Source organism: Brevibacillus sp. MER 51, from assembly GCF_023714195.1.
In the GTDB taxonomy this organism is placed as follows: Bacteria; Bacillota; Bacilli; order Brevibacillales; family Brevibacillaceae; genus Brevibacillus.
The window spans coordinates 104,594-123,659 of sequence record NZ_JAMAUS010000011.1; the positions used below are offsets into that span (position 1 = coordinate 104,594).

The following is a 19,066-nucleotide window of genomic DNA, read 5'->3' on the forward strand; positions in this document are numbered from 1 at the left end:
CCCCCTCTTTTTCTTTTGTATGACAAAATCATGCAAACTAATGCTATCAGAGGAGGAAATGAAAAAAACCTAACAAAAGTTAGGTTTTTTGACGTTCTTTTTTAGACGAGTAACAGATCGACAAAAGATGCTTGATCCAGCTTTCCGAAAAACTCCTGAAGATTGATGTCGGCGAGTCGCTCACTGATGGACGAGCGATCGTACGGCGTATCTCGCAACACCGCTTCAAGCTCCGCTACATCACGTACACCGAAGAAATCTCCGTATATCTTTACTTCTTTCATTTTGCCTTTTTCAATATCAAGCTGGATCTCCACGGTGCCGATATCGAAACGTTTCGATTGACGGTAATTGCTTTTCGGTGACTTGCCGTAGTTCCACTCCCAAGTCTGGTAACGGGAACGGGAAAGCTCGTGAATGTTCTCCCAATCCTCTTCACTCAGCTTGTATTCTTCGATCTCCCCTTCTCCAAAAATCGAACGGAGAATCGCCAGACGGAACTCTTCAATAGTCATCTTCGTCTCCAAAAACTCCGAGATGTTGGCGACACGGCTGCGAATCGATTTGATCCCTTTGGACTGGATCTTCTCTGCGTTTACCTTCAGCGCAGATACGACATTTTCCATCTCCGAATCAAAAAGGAGCGTGCCGTGGCTGAACATGCGTCCTTTGGTCGAATACTGCGCGTTGCCAGAAATTTTCCGTTCCCCGACCTGTATGTCATTTCGTCCTGTCAGCTCTGCTTCTACCCCTAATGTTTTCAAGGCTTGTACCACAGGCGCCGTGAATTTGCGGAAATTGTGGAAGGACTCACCGTCATCATTCGTAATAAAGCTGAAGTTGAGATTGCCCAGATCGTGATAAACAGCGCCGCCTCCAGACAGTCTCCGAACGACATGAATATGATTTTCCTCTACATAAGTTGCATTAATCTCCTCAATAGTGTTTTGGTTTTTTCCGATAATAATAGAAGGTTCATTGATATAAAACAGCAAGTAGTCGTCACTATTGGGCAAATGCTTCAGGGCGTACTCCTCAATCGCCAAATTGATGCGGGGATCTGTAATCCCTTGATTATCGATGAATTTCATGAGATAGCCTCCATCCGTAAACGTTCTATCTTCCTAATCATACCATTTCCTGCTGGTCTGTACTGTTTTCGAATCTGCTCATGTAAGAAGCATTGTTTCCTAATCTAATATTTTTTGTTGATTTACTGAAAATCCTCTATAAATACGTTTCCATATTGTCGATAATTGACGTAATCTAGGGGCAATCATCTTGGTGTTTTCTTTTTTAGATAAAATACTATGGATCAACGAGGTGTTCTTTATGAAAACAGCCAAGTTCTCCCGTTCAAGATCTCTTCGAACCAAGCTCGTCCTGCTATGTCTCCTGCTATTGGCGCTTCCTTGCCTTAACATCGGAATTCAGGGCTATTATTCTGCGAGCTACAGCTTGGACGACTTGGGCAGCCGCATCTTAAAAAACAACGTGAACTTGACGATTGAAATGATTGATGTTCTCCAGAAACAGGTCGAAGCTGGAAAAATCAGCAAAGAAGATGCACAAGAGCAAGTAAAACTTCACATCCTCGGCCCCAAGCAGTCGGATGGAACCCGCTCGATTAACAAAAATGTCGATTCCGGTGCCAGTGGATACATGTTCGTTCTGGATGAGAAAGGTGTCATGCTCGCCTCTCCTACCATTGAGGGGAAGAATCAGTGGGATGCAAAAGATCCTGACGGTATCTTTTTTACCCAAGAAATGATTAAGCGCGGTCAGGAAGGTGGCGGCTTTACATACTATCAGTGGTCGAAGCCAGCGGAGCCAGATGTTCTCTATCCGAAAATCGCCTATTCCAAGCTAGACCCTCACTGGGGATGGATCGTTAGCGCAAGCAGCTACATGGAAGACTTCAATGCCGCTGCTGAAAGTGTACTGTCTGATTTAATGATCGTGCTGGGAATCTCCTTGATCGTCGGATTCGTCGTCTCGTGGTATGCCTCCGGGTTCATTTCCAGACCTATTGCCCTGGTTGCCGAGCGCGTGAAAGAAATTGCCGGTGGTGATCTGTCCGGGAAAGACATCGTCGTAAAAAACCGTGATGAAATCGGACAATTGGTCCATGACGTGACCCATATGACAGAGAATTTGCGCGAGCTCATCTCTCGTGTCCGCACCAGCTCTCTGCATGTCGCTTCTACCTCTGAGGAGTTGACGGCGAGTGCAGAACAGACGAGTAAGGCAACCGAGCAAATTGCCGTCACGATGCAAGAGATCGCCGTTGGAGCAGAAGATCAGTCCAAAACGATCGATGGAACGGTCAAGACGATCAACGACATGTCCTCGAGTCTGCAACAAATTGCGTCCAGTTCCGAACAAGTCTCTTTGACAGTCGATACAACGAACATGCTGGTCTCAAACGGCAATGAAGCAATTGTCGGTGCCATCGCTCAAATGAATTCCATCAACACAACTGTCCAAGAGCTGGCAGAATCAATCAAAATGCTTGGTCACCGCTCTTCGGAGATCAGCAATATTGTCGAGGTCATCACCTCGATTGCCGAACAAACGAACCTGTTGGCGCTAAATGCTGCAATCGAAGCGGCCCGTGCTGGAGAGCATGGACGTGGATTTGCTGTCGTCGCCAATGAAGTACGTATCTTGGCAGAGCAATCAGCAAAATCTACCCAGCAGATTAAAGACCTCATTAGCGCGATTCAGGTCGATACAAACAAAGCCGTATACGTAATGCAGACGACGACTTCTGAGGTTTCGGCTGGAATCGAAGTCGTACATGAAGCCAGCAAGGCCTTCCAGGAAATTTTGTCTGGAACGACAGAAGTAGCACGTCAGATTCAGCAAGTTACCACTGCCACCCATCACATGACAACCGGAGCAGAGCAAGCCGTCCATTCCATTGAAGCGATTGCCACGACTGCGGAGACAACGGCTTTCGGAACACAGAACATTTCCGCTGCCGCTGAACAGCAATTAGCCTCTATGGAGGAAATTTCGTCCTCTGCTGCTTCCTTGTCAAAAATGGCGGACGAGCTGCATGAATCGATTCAACAGTTTAAGGTGTAACTATAAACACTCAAACGAAAAAAGGCTGCGTTTGCTAGTCACCTCTGACCTCGCAAACGCAGCCTTTTCCTCTCCTTATCAGCCTATTTAAATTCGAGGCGGGGTTGCTCTGCTTCCCACGTAATCGAAATCGTCGTCCCCTGCCCGACAGCTGTTTTCACTTCGATTGAACCACCAAACGCTTCCACCAATGCTTTTGTAATGACCATCCCAAGTCCAGAGCCTTCCGTCCGAGACTCGGTGTCTGTGCCACGATAATACCTCTCAAAAAGCCGATCTGCTGTTTCTTCATCCATCCCGCTACCATTGTCGCTAAAAATGAGCAAAGCTGTAGCTGGCTCGAGTGCTTGTACGCTGATGGACACAATCGTACCGCTCTCGTTGTGAATCAAGGCATTGGCAACCAGATTATCCACGATACGCTGAAACCAAGGCTTGTAGACGAGCATGTAAACAGGTTCGACAGAGGGGGTAAACCGGATGCAGCCTTCCGGGTACAATGGATGTTTTGCTGCTTCCGTAATGGCATTAGCTGTGCAAACATTCAAGTCAACGAGCTCGACTGTAGGGGCACCTTGTCCGTTCCGCAATCGATACGTCAGCGCCAAATCGTTAATCAAGTCTTCCATATACGCTGACTTGTCCAAAATAATGTTGGCGAAAGCATGTACTTCTTCTGTCGTCCACGTATACTCGGCATTTCCTAACAGATGCGCGTACCCTTTGACAGAGGAGAGCGGCGTTTTCAGATCATGGGAAACGCCTGCGATCCACTCATTTCTCAATTGCTCCGTTTCTTGGCGAAGCTTTTCGTTGCGGTAAAGCGTTTGCGACAAGGAGTCCATCGAATCGATTACATCTTGGTAGATACGGTATTTTCGCTTTCTCTTCCCTCGCTTGTCTTGGCTGAGCGGAACACCTTCCGCATTGGCAGGCTCCTCGTACTTTCCTCCACGCAAAAAGGTCAGCCAACGTAATACGTGAACAATCGGTGCACCAAATCGCTGTCCGAACAAGTAGGACACAATCCCGAAGACGAGCATCGCCGACAGTAGTAACATGCCCATCCCGATAAAAAGGGCCTTACTTTCCGGTGTCAAAAGCGGCTCTTCCCCAGGAGTCGTTCCTGGCAACGGATAACTGAGTACCCATGTTTGGCCGCTTGTTTGATCATAATGCGATACGATTGTTGCTCCGTAGCGATCCGGGTATACCGAGCGCAGCGCTAGTTCTTCCACGGTGAAATCCTTGATCGCTTTTGCAGGCTTATTAAAGGAAGCCAGCTCTGCTCCTTTCGGGTCCAGGAGCTGCACCCAACCCGCTTTACTCTTCAATTGATTTTGGATACTTGGCGGAAGCATGATCTCGCTATTTTTATGATCAGCCTCCTTAATCACCTGTTGCAAGAAATCGTGATCGCGGTTCGTCATGCCATACAACAAGGTGTGTACCACGCCATCTTTTTCCTGTATCCATAACGATAGCTGATAGGGAAACGGGCTTTTACGGAGCCAATAAGCCGTTAATTGGCCAGGACCGTAGTAGCTGGGTACGTCAGGCGGGGTAAAGAAAGAGTCGGTGACATAGCCCTTTTCATCAATCCGCTGAAGCCACCCACCGCTATCTCGCACCTCCTCCAGCAGCTCCGGGTCAAAGCGGACATCCTCTCCCTCTATTTCTATGGTCTGGATCAGCCGCTGCAAGCCGACACTCTCAAATTGACGTGAGGACTGCACTTTTGACATTTCTTCAAGTGTCCAATATAACGTAAACCCGGCTAGCACAAAGAGAATGAGGCCAACCAGCACCAACCACATGACCAGATGGAGGGCGATTCTGCTCTTAATATTCATAAGGAAGGCCCTTTTTCACCAATTTGTACCCGAGTCCCCTGACGTTCACCAAGAACTCTGGCTGCGCTGGATCAGGCTCGATGCGCTCCCGAATCCGGTGGATATGTACCATGATGGTGTTGTCGTCACGTAAGCTATTCACACCCCATACTCGTTCGTACAGCTCACTTTTCGAAAATATTCGATTCGGATTTTTGCACAAAAATAGCAAGAGTTGAAAAACAAGGGACGGACAAGGAACGGCTTTTCCCTCCACATAGAGCTCCCCTGCAGCTTCATAGACTTGAAAACGGCCAAAATCATAGACCCCCTGAACGGGTGCAATCGGGACAACCGAGTCCGGTTTGCGCGTACGACGGAGCAACGCCTTGATGCGCGCGACGATTTCCATCGGGTTAAACGGCTTCGTCACGTAATCATCCCCGCCAACGGCAAATCCGGTTAGCTTGTCAAAATCGGTATCTCTCGCACTCAAGAATAAAATCGGCGCATCCGTCAGACGGCGGATGAATGGACAAGCTTCTGTGCCGCTCATGTTCGGAAGCGTTACGTCCAGGACGATCAGGTCATAGCTTTTGCGTTCGCATGCACAGAGCGCCTCCTCCGATGTTTTCACCTTGTCGATCGAGTGGAATCCTTCTTTGTGCAGTACGGTCTCAAGCAATTGGAGAATAGCTTGCTCATCGTCCACGAGAAGGATAGCTGCATCTTTCACGATCACTTCGCTCCTTTTGCGCTTTTGCGTTATCCTCCATTTTATCATGCGTAGTGTCGACACGTGTCCGCAACAACCTTAACGGAATCATAATTTTGCCGCGACAGATTTAAGTATCCTGTAAGCCAGCGTTTCATATCTGATAAGAGTGACTTTCTATAATGAAACTAGCGCGAAGAACAGGATAGGAGTGGCGACATGAAAAAAGTTTGGATTTCACTCGGTGTAGGAGCAATTCTTTTGACAGGATGTGCTGCGCAATCAGAAGCAACCGCAATCTCCTCTACTACTGAATCCCCTACAAAGAAAGAAAAAGGTGGAAAGACGATGACGATTCAAGCGGAATCTATTGTGCAAGCTCTCCTTCACGGAAAAATAGAGGAGGTCTATGAGCAAACAAGCCCGTCATTCAAACAGCAGGTTTCAAAAGCGCAGTTTGTAGAAGGGTATACTGCTTTTAGCTCGGGGTTGAAGTCGTGGACTCACCATTCCCACACGTCCGTAAACGGCAGCTATTATGGCACCTGGGTGGATCAGGACGCCAAACGGGGCCTTGTCCTTTCGATGGATGAAAAAGGGATCATCACGGGCGTTTTATTAAAGCCGCTGCAAAGCTACCCTGACACCGACAATGCTTTGACAAAGCTGGCGTACAGCGCACCGTTTACAGGTGAGTGGTATGTGTTCTGGGGAGGTCAGAATGTCCTTTCGAATTATCACTACGAGGTAGAGAGCCAACGCTATGCATACGATCTGATTCAGGTCAAAGACGGACTATCCTACAAGGGCGATCCTGCGAAAAACGAAAGCTACTTCGCATTCGGGCAAGAAATACACGCCCCCCAGGCTGGAACCGTCGTGCATGTCGTCCATGATATCAAGGATAATGTCCCTGTCGGAGCAATGAACGCACAGCAGCCCGCTGGCAACGTCGTCATTCTCGATCATGGTAACGGAGAATACAGCTACTTCGCCCATCTGAAGGAAGGCTCCGCCGAGGTAAAGGTTGGCGATCGTGTGGAGAAAGGGGATTTGCTTGGGCTATGCGGCAACTCTGGCAATTCCAGCGAGCCTCATCTGCATTATCAGGTCTCTGACGGCAAGGATTTGTTCCATAGCAAATCCATTCGCGTGCAGTGGGAGAACGGATTAAATCCGCGTCAAGGTGACAGCATTCCTGCGAAATAAATAGTGTAGCTGTTAAACAGCGGTAGTCCATCCTTTTGTCTTGTATCCAAAGAGATGGACTGCCGCTTCCTTTTAGAGGACAATATCATACTCCATTATCTTGGCAGTTTGTTCTGCTACTTCCGCACCTACTAATCGTTTGATGATGTGAAAGGACATATTGATACCCGCTGAGATTCCAGCAGATGTCACGATATTTCCTTCATCCACGAATTTTACTCCTTTTTGCACAACGACTTCTGGAAAATCCTTTTCCATTCGCTCGAGACTGGCCCAATGAGTCGTTGCCCTTTTGCCTGTTAATAAGCCTGCTTTTGCAAGTAAAAAGGCTCCTGTGCAGACAGAGGCCATCAGCTCCACCTGCTGCATTTGCTCACGAATCCATTGGATCACCTGCTCATTATGGACTTCTCGTTCCCTCGCACCTATCCCACCTGGAATGATGAGAATATCAAAAGCAGGCATATTGGTCATTTTCCATAGATGTTACCGAGAATACTTCAAACGGACCTGCAAAATCCAACACCTCCACATCGTCAAACAAAAAAATTCCTACTCGCCATTGCTTGGTTTCCATATGGATCTCCCCCATTTCATGTTTGGATATATTTTACAAAGCGTTATTGGGAACATCTTTAGTTTTTTTAGCTGTAAGATTCTGCTAGAGTCATTAATAGAAGGTACAAAATGCTGGAGGAGGTCCGCTATCTGATGAGTACCAGCCCGAATATTATAGAGGTCGCGTCCCTCATAGGAGAGCCATCCCGCGTCTCCATCCTGATCAGCCTGATGAACGGCAAGGCACTCCCCGCCAGTGAACTCGCCCGAAACGCAAAAGTCACCCCCCAAACGGCAAGCACGCATTTGGCAAAGCTGGTGGAAGGCGGCCTTTTGATCAGCGAGTCACACGGCCGACATCGTTACTATCGCCTAGCCAGCCCTGATGTCGCCCATGCCCTTGAATCGTTAATGACGATCGCAGCACCTAAGCCGGTTCGTTCCTTGCGCGAGTCTGACCAATTGCGAGCCATACGCTATGCTCGTACCTGCTACGACCATCTCGCAGGAGAAGTGGGCGTTGCCCTGACGCAGAAAATGCTGGAAATGCAGTTGATCGAAGCATCCGATCAAGACTACGTGCTCAGTGAAGCTGGGAAAACCAAGCTGCAATCACTCGGCGTAGACCTTGTGGCCAAACCAAAGAGCAGACGTCGCTTTGCCCGTCCCTGTTTGGACTGGAGCGAGCGTCGCCATCACTTGGCAGGTAGCCTAGGAGCCTCACTCACCAACCGATTTTTTGAGCTTGGCTGGATCGAGCGAGTGCCAGGAGGGAGGGCAGTCCGTGTAACGCCGTTAGGCAGCTCTGGTTTTATGACCGAGTTCGGACTGCATGTAGATGAATGCAAAAAGCACAGCTAGCTACTCTGCCAGCTGTGCTTTTTCACTGACTTGCCTGCGTGGGGCAAACGTCCAGTTCACCAGGAAAATCCCTGCGAAAATCAACAATCCTCCCACATACACATGCCATTGCACTACCTCCCCCAGCAACACCCAACCCGACAAAACACCGAAGAACGGAGCGAGGAACAAAAAAGCACTCGTCCTGCCCGGATCGCCGTGATTCAGCAAGTAAAACCACGTCGCAAACTGCACAATGGAAGCCATGATCGCGAGCCAGAGGACGACGAACACAGCGGTCGGAGTCACAATGAGCTTCGGCGTTTCCAACGTGAACCCCATCACGAGGAGAAGAATTCCTCCGAACAGCATCTGATAGGCTGTCATCACCCACACATTGAAGCGGACTCCCCACTTTTTAACGAGAATCGTAGCCATTGACCACGCAAATGCGGACCCGATACCAAACAGCGTTCCCGTCTCCCATTGCAGATGGAAGCCAAGCGTGATGAACACCCCAGCCAGTCCAATCAGAGCCCCCATCCATTGCGTCAGCCGATAGGATATTCCTAGAAACACCGTTCCCCATATGACCACGAGCAGTGGGTTCATAAACGTCAGGATCGAGGATTCACCCGCTGTGATCGTACGCAGACTCAAAAAAATACACCCCATGACAGCAGCCGTCTGCAAAAATCCGATCAAACACAGCTTCCCCCAGTCACCCGCCGACTTCGGGAGCGGCTTTTTCCATACCCACGCTCCCATGATCAGTCCTGCCAGCGTAAAACGCAGTCCTACCAGCAGCAATGGTGAAAAATAGGCCAATCCAATCTTTCCTACCGCAAAAGACGAGCCCATCAATGATGTCGTCAAGACGACAAGTATCCCGAACAAAATTCGATTCATCGCATTGTTCCCCCCGTTTCAGGCAAGCTACTTGTTTCTTCTTACATGTAGTGTACCTGACGGTTAGTTCGATAAGGGTCGAAGTGTGCATATGGTTTACAGCCGGTACTTTTCCACCATCTTAGTCCCGATTTGATTCAGCAAGGCGGCGAGTACCTTCCAGACCGCCTGACGATAAAACGGCAAATGTTTGACATACACCGCTGTAAATTCTGGTTCTCCCTCCGCTCCCCTGTCCGCTTTGAATGCCCCTACGCCCGCACTTTGATGGAGCAGGATGCCTTTGCTCTGTGCTTCTAGCACCAAGAGACACGACAGCATCCGATACAGCCCGGTCTCTTTGGGGAGCGTCGTATCATACCCGAATAGCGGTGTCGTCATCACACCATTTCGTTCAAAATAGCCAAGAATGCCGTCCAGCCGTCCGTCTTTTTCCAAGCCGATGAGGGTCAATGTCCTCTTTTGCATCGCCAGTCGGACGAACTCCATCGAAAACTGCGGATTATGCTGGGAGTATTTATCCAGATACAGCGCGTTATATAAAGCAACGATTCTCTCGACATGCTGTTCTCCCAGCTCCTCATGACGCAGGATGCGATAGCCGGATTTGGCAAGCATTTTTCGATCGCGATTGAGTGTATTGCGGACCCGCCACTTTCCCTGCGCTGGCCAATCGGGGTGAAAAAGGTAGACGTAACGACTGGGAACCATGAGATAGCCCTTCTCGATGAGCCCCTTGTGAAAATCCGGATACAGCCTGCGACAAACAGATCGAAACGCGATGATATGACCAGGGAACTTTTGAATGCAGCTTTCCGTGATGTCCTTTACTTCATCTGCACGCAAATCATGGTACAGATTCGTTGATAGCAGCCAGTTGTTGACGATGACCATTTGGTTGCATTGGCTTTTTTTCATCCAGCGTCCAAGGCCTGTGAGTACGGTCGACAATGCCCGCCTCAACACCGCTGAATCGAGCATGCCTAGCTCTTCCTTCGCATATGTCACGTAATGGGTAAACACCGAACTGACATACGAATTGTCGTACTCGGTATCGTTCACCGATACAGGCATGATCCGATCGCCTACACGGAGTGCATGCATCTGTGTCTGGACATTTTGCACATAGCGGGATGGCTGTTCCGTTATCATGGGCAGCAAGTAGCTTTTGACGTAGTCTGCATCCTGCGCCTGTTCCCAAGGGATTTGCCCCGCTGAGGTCCCTTCATACCATTCAATCAATGGCCTGCTCACCTGGAACAAACATCCTCTCTACCCGCCGCAATTTTTTCGTACCCAGATTCAACCCGTACGGCACAAACACAATCGCAGGCACTTTTCCTTGTTGATCGGCAATGGCTCGCTCAAGACTTTGGCGTACTCGTTCCTGCTCTTGCGTCGACGGTCCTTCCCCATCCTTCATGAGCAGTGCTACCTCAACTTGCTCGTAGCTTAGCTGCCGTACCGTATACTCTTCTATCGCATCAGACGAGGCAATGACAGCCCGACGGATGAAATCAGGAAAGACCGATATCCATCGCGCTTCGTGTTCATGGCGAAAAACAAACAGATCATCTGCCCTGCCCTCAATCGATTCCAGTGCCATAAACACCGAGCCACATGGACAAGGCGTACGCTTTTCCGTCAAAATGTCGTTCAATCGATAACGGATAATCGGCTGTGTCGTCCGGGAAAAGTCTGTGATGATCGGAAAGAATCGCTCCTTTTGCTCATCGAGATATTCCTTTTCCACCACCACGAGGTCTTCATTGACATGCAACGTCCCGTGTGAGCAGCTCACCGCAAGCAGCCCTTCTGTGCATTGATAAATTTGATGCACGATCTGCCCGAACACTTCTGCGATGTACGCTTGATCCAACGGGTCCAGCACTTCAGCCACCGAGATCACCTTGATCGGAGATATCCGCAGCTTCCCTTGACGCTGGGCGGTCGCGAGCATTCTCAACATCGAGGCTGGCGCAACCAACACCGTCGGCTGATACTGATTCAGGTGATCAAGATGCTGATCGAGCGGTATTTGCAGATCAAAGAACGAAAATTGAATGCGACGCCTGTTGACCGCCGTATACAGATTGCTATTCGCTCGCAAGAAAAAAGCAATCCGATGTGTCGACCATAGCTGGCCAGGCAATGCTTTCGCCAAAATCACACCTGCCCATTTCGCCTGCTCCTGCGGTCCCACGAGAAAAAGCCCGCGATTGCCAGATGTCCCAGAAGATAAACCCACGGTCACGCCGTTTAATTGGGGAGTGAAATCGCGTGTCGTTTCTGCTTTCAGTGCAATCGCAAATGCTTCTTCTTTCTTGACCCCGCACGTATTCAGCTCGTCAAAATGGTCCATCATGCGCTTTTTATCAATCGGCTCCATCTGTCTCCATTGTTCTGGCATTCCCAATCTCTTTCGGTAAAAAGGTGAGGCTGGCAAAATGCGTGACAGCATCGCTCTGACCTGCGCGTCTTGCCATTTCACCAGCTGCTCGCGCGAGGAAAACCGACGGGCAAGCAGCTTCGTTTTTACATACTGCTTCAAGAGCGTCATGATCTCCATGTGAATGCTCCTCTGCTGGCCTGCCAGACTTCCCCGCAGTGTGTCGGCATGATTTTTATGTCGGGACATTGGCGGGACAGTAGATGCAGCTTGTGTAAATGCTCGCGATATGCCTGTCGATCCGCCATAATCAACATAGCCAACGGATGAGGCAACAGGTTGCCGCGGTAGGCTTCACTCGACCAAGCCGCATCCGCGCACAACAATACATCCCCATGATCCTGATCGCGCAGGAACACACCAAACTGCCCGATTGCATGTCCGTTCAGATCGACGATGTACAGACTCTGATCGGCAAACAAATCGTAGCCTTCCGTGTAAGGCGCGTAAGCTTCAGGCAATGCCACCAGCGCTCCTCGATCAATGAAAGTCACCCGTTCTTCAAAATCGTCCGGCATCAAATCAGGCAAATACGCCTCCCGCAGCGCGGCCCAACCCGTCTTTCCCTTTACGTGGTTGTAGGCACTCTCGAAGCAGTATAGTCGCGCATGCGGAAAATCACCCAAACCGCCGATATGGTCGGCATGAAAATGGGAAATGAGAATACCCGCAATGTCTGTCGTTTTGATTCCGCGTGCCGCGAGCTGCTCAGCAATACTCTCATGTGCTTCTGAGAATACGGGCGTTATTTTGCCATACAGCGAATAAGGAAGCTTGCTCGTGGCTTCAAAAAAGCGCTGTGAATAGCCCGTATCAAAGAGGAGCAAGCCGTGGACGGGATGCTCGATAAGCCCTGCGATGGCGTGAAACGGAATATTTTTCATCCGACCGCCCTTTCGTGAAAACATCTCGAGCTGCTGGCAGTAGCCTGTGTCCATCAGCGTCAGTTTAACGTCCTTCATGCGTTCTCCACCAATCTGTAAACGTCTCGATGCCCTCGGCAATGCTCACCCGGGGTTCATAGCCCAGATCGCGCTTCGCCTTAGAGATATCCAAGGTTTGTGATTTGGCGAGCACACCGACCGAGTAACGCGTCAAAATCGGCTCGCGATAGCCCAAAACGGTCTTGGAGAGTGTCTCAAGTACCCATGCTGCCGCATACGCCTTCCAATATGGCAACTCGCGCGTTTTCAGAGGAACTCCCAAGCGACGAAACACATCTGACAACACCTCGATCATCGTCACTGGCTCCCCATTTGTAATGTTGTAAGCCTGTCCCAATGTGTGCGCTGGAGAATCCATACACAAGATCAGCGCGTCCACGACATTTTCCACATAGGTCAAATCAATGATCGCCTTGCCTCCATTGATCAGCGGAACGAACTTCTTTTCATTGGCGCGGATCAATCTGGGAAGGATTGCATTGTCCCCAGGACCAAACAAGGCACGAGGACGAATCGTAATCGTCGGAAGCCCTGCAAGATACGCCTTGTCGACCTCCAGCTCCGCCTGGTATTTGGTCTGTGCGTATGTATTGGCAAACCGTACGGGCATCGGCTCATCTTCGCGGATTCCCAGCTTGTCTTCAAAAGCAAAATAAATACTCGGCGTCGATACATGGATCAGACGCCGGATACCGTGCTGCTTGCAACCCTCGATGACATGAATGGTTCCTGTCACATTCGTCTGGTACATGTCATGGTACGTCCCCCACGGGGATGAAAAAGCAGCCGCGTGATGCACGATATCCTGATGGCGGCAAGCCTTCACCATGGCTTCTCTGTCTCTTAGGTCTGCCCGAAGGAATCGAATGCCTCGATCCTGCAATTGTCGGCCGACTCGCTCATCTCGTCCTTGCGCTGTTACGTCATAGCCCATTTCATGCAGTCGTGTAGCCAGCTTCTGTCCGAGAAACCCCGTCGCCCCTGTTACTAGAACCCGCTTGTTCATTTCTTCCTCACTTCCTTACGCCTCTTCTCCGTTCCATTCGATATCGCTCGTACTGCAAGCGATCATGCTCTTTCCCGTTCGAAAACTTTGCCAAGCCAAATCAGCCAGCATGGAAAACTGATCAAAAAAAGGCCGTGGATCCTCCCATCTAAACAGAACATCCCTTGCAGAAAGCAAGTCGCTCACCCAACGCTTTGCCTTCATTCCATTCTTCATGCCAAGAAGGCCGTATGTCAGCATCGCCATCCCTAGCATGCTCGCTTGTTTTCCAGCAGGAACAATGGTTTTTCCCCGATCAGACAAATAGGCAGTAGCAGCTTCCTCCTGTCCTGCAAACAAATGCACACCGCTTGTCAGGCGTGGATTGCACTCGAGCACGTACAGCTCTCCCTGCTCATTCTCAATGAAATCAAATGCGATTTGTCCGCTAAACGCATGCCGTTGCACGAAACGACTAACAAAATCTCTTACTTGTGGATGATCCGAATAGGCGAAGTAAATCGAGGCACCCTGTCCTGCTGTATGTGTTGTTTCGTAATCGGCGTACAAGGTGAGCTGTCCCTCCCGAGCAACCGCGTAGCTGCACACCTGTTTCCCTTTTATAAACTGTTGGACTAGCCATGGTTCCCTGACTGTCGGCTCGGACAGCATGGACTGCCCTGCCGCTGATAATGGGTCTGCGACGATTTTTACATGAGCGGCGAAACGAGAATAGACGGGCTTCAGCACCACAGGTCCCCTTGCTTGCAGCATGGCCTCCCGCAACTGAGCAGGAGATTGTACCTGAACCGTCTGTGGGACCAGTGCTCCCACCTCGCGCGCCATTTCGGCAAAAAGCCATTTGTCATGCAGCGAACGCAGTACCTCGATCCCTTCCACGAGCACTTCACCATAGTCAACCAATTGATCCCGCCCCCGCGATACGTAAAAGATCTCCTCGCAAGTCGGGATCAACAGATCGATGCGTTCACGCTGCATGATTTCACACAGCTTTTCGATATAAGCACCGGACTGCTGTCGGGGAGAAGGTACTTGGTAGGAGAGCTCTACATAACGAGAGTGCTGGCATAAATGTCGCCGCGCACTCTCCGCTACAATGACTCGATGTCCCGCAGAACCCAGCAAGCGCGCCAACTCCAACGTAGCTGGCGCTCGTCCTCCTGTCAGCAAGACTGATTGTTTAGTATTCAAGCACAATTCCTCCGAGAGACAAGCCAGCAGATGTGCCAAGCAGCATCAGGTAGTCGCCTCGCTGTACCCGCTTTTGCCCAATCGCTTCATGCAGCGCCATCGGGATTGAAGCTGCAATGACATTGCCGTGCTCTGCCAAAATGTTCACCATTTGCTGGTCGCTAAACCCGAGCTTGCCTGCCATGATCCGCATCGCCATCCCACTGGCCTGATGAGGAATGACTGTACGGATTTGCTCCTTGGTTACGGAGGCAGAGGACAGCAAACGATCCACAAATCCGGTAATCAACTGCGAGGTCAGGCGAAAAATTTTCCGTCCGTCCATATCAAATGCAAAGTCTGCTTCTCTTCCTTGCGCAAATTGGCTTGGGTGGATCAGCGTACCGCCACCCCTTATTTCGGAATAGTGCGCGCCTTCACTGTATGTTTTCATGCTTGAACCCAAGATACGGGAGCTTTCTGTTTCGGGCGTCCTGCCGATGACAACAGCCGCAGCCCCATCTCCGAACAGCACGCAGCTCTCTTTCTGCTCCCAATTCAAACCTGCCGAGGATATCTCTGATGAAATGATCACGACTCGCTCGTAAATACCAACTGCCATTTGGCACGACATCACATCCAGCGCAGTGACAAAGCTGAGGCATGTCGCATTTATATCAAAGCAGGGAATACCTGATTTGCTTAGTTGAAGCTCTTCTTGTATCAAAGCAGCCGTGCATGGGATTTCCTGCTGGGCCGTCCCGCTTGCACATACGATACAATCGATATCGTGAAGGGACAGTCCCGCCGCTTCCAAGGCACGCCTAGCAGCGATGGCTCCCATCTGTGCTGCCGTTTCGTTCGTCACAAAATGCCTGACGCTAACCCCGGACTTTTTCTCTACCCATCCTGCCGCAAGTCCCAGCTTTTCTTCCAGTTCTGCCGCTGTCACTTGCCGAGTGGGCAAGTATTTCCCTGTTCCGAGGATTTTGATTTTTCTCTCCATAATCTGTGTCTCCCTTAGCTCGCTCGCATTACTCACACACTTTTCGACATCTGCCATTTATTTTACCTAAGTTTGTCGATTTATGGTAAACAGAATAAACACTTGGTACGAAATACCCAAGTGTTTATGTATGCCGCATTTCTTCTGTTCGTTTCCACCTGTTATAGTAAAAAGCGATAACCGACACCCCACACCGTCTCGATGTATTGCGGCTTAGCCGGATCACTTTCTATTTTTTCCCGCAGCTTGCTGATATGCACGGTCACCGTCGCGATATCCCCGTACGAATCGAGACCCCAAATTTTTTCAAACAGCTCTGTTTTGCTAAATACCCAGTTGGGATGGGTCACCAAAAAGAGCAGGAGGTCGTATTCCTTGGAAGTGAACGCCACTTCGTTTCCGTTGATATAAACTCTCCTCGCCAGCTTGTCGATGCGAATCCCACGAAGCCTGATCTCCTCTTTTGCCGTATGCGGTTTGGAATCGGAGACAAGACGGTCGTAACGGGCCAAATGGGCTTTGACCCTCGCTACCAGTTCTCCCAAACTAAAAGGCTTGCTTATATGATCATCGGCGCCCAGACCCAGTCCACGGATCTTGTCGATGTCTTCCTTTTTCGCGGAGACGAGCAGGATCGGAATATTTTTGGCTTTCCGTACTTGCTTGCAGATTTCGAAGCCATCCACGATCGGGAGCATCAGGTCAAGAATCAGGAGGTCATACTCCTCTTGCAGCGCCTTTTCCAAGCCCATATCGCCGGAAGTAGCAACATCGACCGAGTAGCCGTTTGCCTCCAAGTAATCCTTTTGCACCTCTGCAATCACCGTGTCATCTTCAATGATTAAAATGTGCTTCATTTCGTGTCACCCCCGACTCTCTTCAAATCTGGCAAGGTAAAACAAATGCGGGTCCCGCGTCCGCTCTCACTCTCCGCCCATACACGACCACCGTGCCCCTCCACAATTTGTTTGACGATGGCGAGTCCGAGACCGGTGCCGCCCATGGCCGAATTACGTGAAGGGTCCGCCCGATAAAAGCGGTCAAAAATATGGGGAATTGCTTCTTTTTCAATCCCGGTCCCATTGTCGGAGATCGCCACGATCACTTCACCGTCGGCTTTCTCCACCTCCAATCGGATCAGCTTCTCGTCCTTGTTCAAGTACTTCAGGCTATTGTCTACCATATTCATGAGCACGCGATGGAGTTTTTCCTGATCAGCCATGACTGGAATCGGACTCGTATTCTCCTCGTCATAGCGAATAGAAACGTCGTTCATCCGCGGGTCTAGCCGCAGCTCATCGGCAAACTGAGCCATATATGCTCGCACATCGACTTCTTCAAAGTGAAAGGGAAGCTTGTTCAAATCCAGTCTCGAGAATAAAAACAGCTCATCAATCAGGCGGTCCATCTGTTCTGATTTGATGGCAATCATCTTCATATATTTTTCCCGCTTCGCTTCCGTATCCGCAATCCCTTCCTGCACCGCTTCCACACATGCTTTGATTCCTGTTATGGGTGTTTTTAGATCATGCGAAATACTGGAAATCAGTTGTTTACGATTTTCCTCATACTGAAGCTGCAAGTGGATAGAAGCATGCAATCTGCCGCGCATTTCTTCAAATGCTTCTCCCAGCTCCCCCAGCTCATCCTTGCGATGGAGTTGAACAGGACGCTCCAGATTGCCTTCTTTGATTTCGTTCGCTGCCTGCTTTAAAGCGTACAAAGGTCGAATGATACTGCGTGAAACAAGAAACGTTAATACACCGTTCGTCAGCGCCACAATCGTTAGAAGACTGAGAATCAATGCGATGAAAAAATAAATGCCAGTCTGCATAAAGGGGAAAGAATTCGCAAGGAAGTAAAGCTTTCCTTTACTTTGATCAGCAAAAGTGAACTCGTACGTATCAAACGTGTAGCCGTCCTGTTTAAACTGCTTCCAGCTATGCATGCGCCCCTGATCCGGCTGATCTTGCAAATAATCAGGCACGTCAGCGCTATCAATCGACGGGGAAACAAATAGCACATGATCGCCCTTTGTCAGAATCAATGCTCCGCCAACTGCTTGTAGCTGCTCATCCGTCTCTGTCAGCATCTTCTGGTTCGTCAATTCGTTGGGAGCGTATTTGGCCATAAATGAGACACCAGCAAACAACTCGTCTCGTTTATTGAGCGTATCACGAATGAATGGTTTGCCTGCCTCCCGTTCCTCCCAAAAGTAATTCGCCAATCCCGATGCCACCAATCCAAACAAAACAAGGGGGATGATAATCATGGCAATATAGGAGAGCAAAAGTCTTGTTTTGATCGACATGGTTCATTCCCCCCTTGCAGTCATGGTTTACTCGGAATCGGAATACTTCGCCCAGCCTTTTCTCCATTTGTTCTTCATGTCCTCACGGGAAACCTTCTCGACTTGCTTGCCAGTAAGTTCGATGCGGTCAGGTGTGGTCGTACCCAAATCAGACAGGCGGATATCCAAAGAAAGCTGGAGCTTGTGCTCTTTTCCAGACGCATCCGTTCCCGAGAGGTGTACCACAGAGGTTTGCTGTTCGATTTGATTTTTTTCGTTGATCTCGGCGTTCAACAAAACTTGGTCCACTTGAAAATCCTCTTGCAAGCGAGGAAGCTTGACAGCTAGATGGTTTTCAGAGGAAGCAGCTTCTTGACTATGTTCGGCGAGCTTATCGTAGAAAATAGGCCCCGCTGCCTGAATAAATGCCGGAATTTGCTCTTTGGAGAGCTGAAGCGACGTACGCTTGCCTCCGTCCGGTAGATTTTCAACGGTCGCGTTTTTTCCGAGATCGCCGAATACCGTAGCAAACAGCTTATGCATCATGGCCCCGCGTTTGTTATCCGCATTATTTTCTGGTTGTTGTCTACTATCCATTTTTTCCATGACCCGATAAACGTTACTATCCCCTTTTTTAACCACAACTTTATCCTTTTCCAAAAAGGCTTGCATGCTTTTCTCGCCCAGCGAGTCTATAAAAGTCGCATTCACATTTCCGATGTGCTGGTTGTGATCGATCTTTGCGACTCCCTCGAATGTGAGCAGCTTCGCTCCGTTGTCTGTGAGCGCTAGCTGCGCGTGGGCCGTCATGCTCTTCGCTTCCTTCGTTTGATGCAGGGCTGATTCATACACGTCCATCGTCGTGCTATCCGCACTCGCTGAAGCCCCGTATCCCCATATCAATGCCCCTGTGATTCCAACCGACAAGCCGATACCCAGCCATTTTTTTCGCATGATGATCCCTCCTATTTCATCGAAAGCAACTGTCATCGCTTTCTATACTCGTGATGATAAAGAGAGGGTCTAAACACGCTCTAAATCAATTCTA

16 protein-coding genes and 1 pseudogene are annotated in these 19,066 nt (G+C 49.7%); 3 read left to right on the forward strand and 14 right to left on the reverse strand.

Going from position 1 to position 19,066, the window contains the following annotated elements; translation table 11 throughout:
- Positions 1-101 precede the first annotated feature (101 nt).
- A complete protein-coding gene (gene lplA / locus M3630_RS21990; RefSeq protein WP_251253524.1) occupies positions 102-1,091 on the reverse strand; it encodes a lipoate--protein ligase in 990 nt (329 codons plus the stop codon).
- 241 nt (positions 1,092-1,332) lie between these two features.
- Here lplA and M3630_RS21995 point away from each other — a divergent pair, with 241 nt between their 5' ends.
- Positions 1,333-3,090, forward strand: coding sequence for a methyl-accepting chemotaxis protein (locus M3630_RS21995; RefSeq protein ID WP_173610149.1), 1,758 nt, complete (start codon positions 1,333-1,335; stop codon positions 3,088-3,090).
- 83 nt (positions 3,091-3,173) lie between these two features.
- On the opposite strand, the gene M3630_RS22000 is transcribed toward M3630_RS21995, so the two are convergent.
- Entirely contained in the window at positions 3,174-4,943 is a 1,770-nt protein-coding gene (locus tag M3630_RS22000) for a sensor histidine kinase (protein ID WP_251253525.1), read from the reverse strand.
- The gene (locus M3630_RS22005; protein ID WP_173610147.1) at positions 4,933-5,658 is read right to left on the reverse strand and encodes a response regulator transcription factor; all 726 of its coding nucleotides are present in this window, start codon (positions 5,656-5,658) and stop codon (positions 4,933-4,935) included. Before M3630_RS22005 ends, M3630_RS22000 begins: the two co-directional genes overlap by 11 nt.
- A gap of 198 nt (positions 5,659-5,856) precedes the next feature.
- Between M3630_RS22005 and M3630_RS22010 the strand changes: the two genes are divergently transcribed.
- Positions 5,857-6,846 carry a M23 family metallopeptidase gene (locus M3630_RS22010; protein ID WP_251253526.1) on the forward strand — a complete coding sequence of 330 codons (990 nt, stop codon included), beginning with the start codon at positions 5,857-5,859 and terminating at the stop codon, positions 6,844-6,846.
- Between the two features lie 72 nt (positions 6,847-6,918).
- Here the strand turns inward: M3630_RS22010 and M3630_RS22015 are convergent.
- Positions 6,919-7,423 (reverse strand): annotated as a pseudogene (locus M3630_RS22015) (DJ-1/PfpI family protein).
- A gap of 134 nt (positions 7,424-7,557) precedes the next feature.
- On the opposite strand from M3630_RS22015, the gene M3630_RS22020 reads away from it, so the two are divergent.
- Positions 7,558-8,265 (forward strand): ArsR/SmtB family transcription factor, encoded by a 708-nt coding sequence (locus M3630_RS22020; protein ID WP_221867947.1) that lies wholly within the window; start codon positions 7,558-7,560, stop codon positions 8,263-8,265.
- Here M3630_RS22020 and M3630_RS22025 read toward each other — a convergent pair whose 3' ends face one another.
- The 10 genes from M3630_RS22025 to M3630_RS22070 all read right to left on the reverse strand — a co-directional run bounded on the left by M3630_RS22025 (position 8,266) and on the right by M3630_RS22070 (position 18,972).
- Positions 8,266-9,153, reverse strand: coding sequence for a DMT family transporter (locus M3630_RS22025; RefSeq protein ID WP_251253527.1), 888 nt, complete (start codon positions 9,151-9,153; stop codon positions 8,266-8,268). It abuts the gene before it with no gap.
- Between the two features lie 96 nt (positions 9,154-9,249).
- On the reverse strand, positions 9,250-10,395 hold the full coding sequence (locus M3630_RS22030) for a GNAT family N-acetyltransferase (RefSeq protein WP_285861835.1): 1,146 nt from the start codon (positions 10,393-10,395) through the stop codon (positions 9,250-9,252).
- Positions 10,388-11,722, reverse strand: a complete 1,335-nt coding sequence (locus M3630_RS22035) for a F390 synthetase-related protein (protein ID WP_251253529.1) — start codon at positions 11,720-11,722, stop codon at positions 10,388-10,390. Before M3630_RS22035 ends, M3630_RS22030 begins: the two co-directional genes overlap by 8 nt.
- Complete coding sequence (locus M3630_RS22040; protein ID WP_251253530.1) at positions 11,710-12,564, reverse strand: MBL fold metallo-hydrolase; 855 nt, start codon at positions 12,562-12,564, stop codon at positions 11,710-11,712. The genes M3630_RS22035 and M3630_RS22040 overlap by 13 nt, the downstream gene beginning before the upstream one ends.
- Positions 12,551-13,552 carry an NAD-dependent epimerase/dehydratase family protein gene (locus M3630_RS22045; protein ID WP_251253531.1) on the reverse strand — a complete coding sequence of 334 codons (1,002 nt, stop codon included), beginning with the start codon at positions 13,550-13,552 and terminating at the stop codon, positions 12,551-12,553. The genes M3630_RS22040 and M3630_RS22045 overlap by 14 nt, the downstream gene beginning before the upstream one ends.
- A 15-nt stretch (positions 13,553-13,567) precedes the next feature.
- Positions 13,568-14,743, reverse strand: a complete 1,176-nt coding sequence (locus M3630_RS22050; protein WP_251253532.1) for an ATP-grasp domain-containing protein — start codon at positions 14,741-14,743, stop codon at positions 13,568-13,570.
- Complete coding sequence (locus tag M3630_RS22055; protein ID WP_251253533.1) at positions 14,733-15,728, reverse strand: beta-ketoacyl-ACP synthase III; 996 nt, start codon at positions 15,726-15,728, stop codon at positions 14,733-14,735. The genes M3630_RS22050 and M3630_RS22055 overlap by 11 nt, the downstream gene beginning before the upstream one ends.
- A 161-nt stretch (positions 15,729-15,889) precedes the next feature.
- A complete protein-coding gene (locus M3630_RS22060; RefSeq protein ID WP_221867941.1) occupies positions 15,890-16,585 on the reverse strand; it encodes a response regulator transcription factor in 696 nt (231 codons plus the stop codon).
- On the reverse strand, positions 16,582-18,039 hold the full coding sequence (locus tag M3630_RS22065; RefSeq protein ID WP_251253534.1) for a sensor histidine kinase: 1,458 nt from the start codon (positions 18,037-18,039) through the stop codon (positions 16,582-16,584). Before M3630_RS22065 ends, M3630_RS22060 begins: the two co-directional genes overlap by 4 nt.
- A gap of 27 nt (positions 18,040-18,066) precedes the next feature.
- On the reverse strand, positions 18,067-18,972 hold the full coding sequence (locus M3630_RS22070) for a hypothetical protein (RefSeq protein ID WP_251253535.1): 906 nt from the start codon (positions 18,970-18,972) through the stop codon (positions 18,067-18,069).
- Positions 18,973-19,066: the final 94 nt, after the last annotated feature.

What these genes read in the sequence shown, in the direction of transcription:
- lplA (WP_251253524.1), bottom strand. Translation starts at nt 1,091, where the DNA reads ATGAAATTCATCGATAATCAAGGGATTACAGATCCCCGCATCAATTTG.
- M3630_RS21995 (WP_173610149.1), top strand. Translation starts at nt 1,333, where the DNA reads ATGAAAACAGCCAAGTTCTCCCGTTCAAGATCTCTTCGAACCAAGCTC.
- M3630_RS22000 (WP_251253525.1), bottom strand. Translation starts at nt 4,943, where the DNA reads ATGAATATTAAGAGCAGAATCGCCCTCCATCTGGTCATGTGGTTGGTG.
- M3630_RS22010 (WP_251253526.1), top strand. Translation starts at nt 5,857, where the DNA reads ATGAAAAAAGTTTGGATTTCACTCGGTGTAGGAGCAATTCTTTTGACA.
- M3630_RS22020 (WP_221867947.1), top strand. Translation starts at nt 7,558, where the DNA reads ATGAGTACCAGCCCGAATATTATAGAGGTCGCGTCCCTCATAGGAGAG.
- M3630_RS22025 (WP_251253527.1), bottom strand. Translation starts at nt 9,153, where the DNA reads ATGAATCGAATTTTGTTCGGGATACTTGTCGTCTTGACGACATCATTG.
- M3630_RS22035 (WP_251253529.1), bottom strand. Translation starts at nt 11,722, where the DNA reads ATGGAGATCATGACGCTCTTGAAGCAGTATGTAAAAACGAAGCTGCTT.
- M3630_RS22040 (WP_251253530.1), bottom strand. Translation starts at nt 12,564, where the DNA reads ATGAAGGACGTTAAACTGACGCTGATGGACACAGGCTACTGCCAGCAG.
- M3630_RS22045 (WP_251253531.1), bottom strand. Translation starts at nt 13,552, where the DNA reads ATGAACAAGCGGGTTCTAGTAACAGGGGCGACGGGGTTTCTCGGACAG.
- M3630_RS22055 (WP_251253533.1), bottom strand. Translation starts at nt 15,728, where the DNA reads ATGGAGAGAAAAATCAAAATCCTCGGAACAGGGAAATACTTGCCCACT.
- M3630_RS22060 (WP_221867941.1), bottom strand. Translation starts at nt 16,585, where the DNA reads ATGAAGCACATTTTAATCATTGAAGATGACACGGTGATTGCAGAGGTG.
- M3630_RS22065 (WP_251253534.1), bottom strand. Translation starts at nt 18,039, where the DNA reads ATGTCGATCAAAACAAGACTTTTGCTCTCCTATATTGCCATGATTATC.
- M3630_RS22070 (WP_251253535.1), bottom strand. Translation starts at nt 18,972, where the DNA reads ATGCGAAAAAAATGGCTGGGTATCGGCTTGTCGGTTGGAATCACAGGG.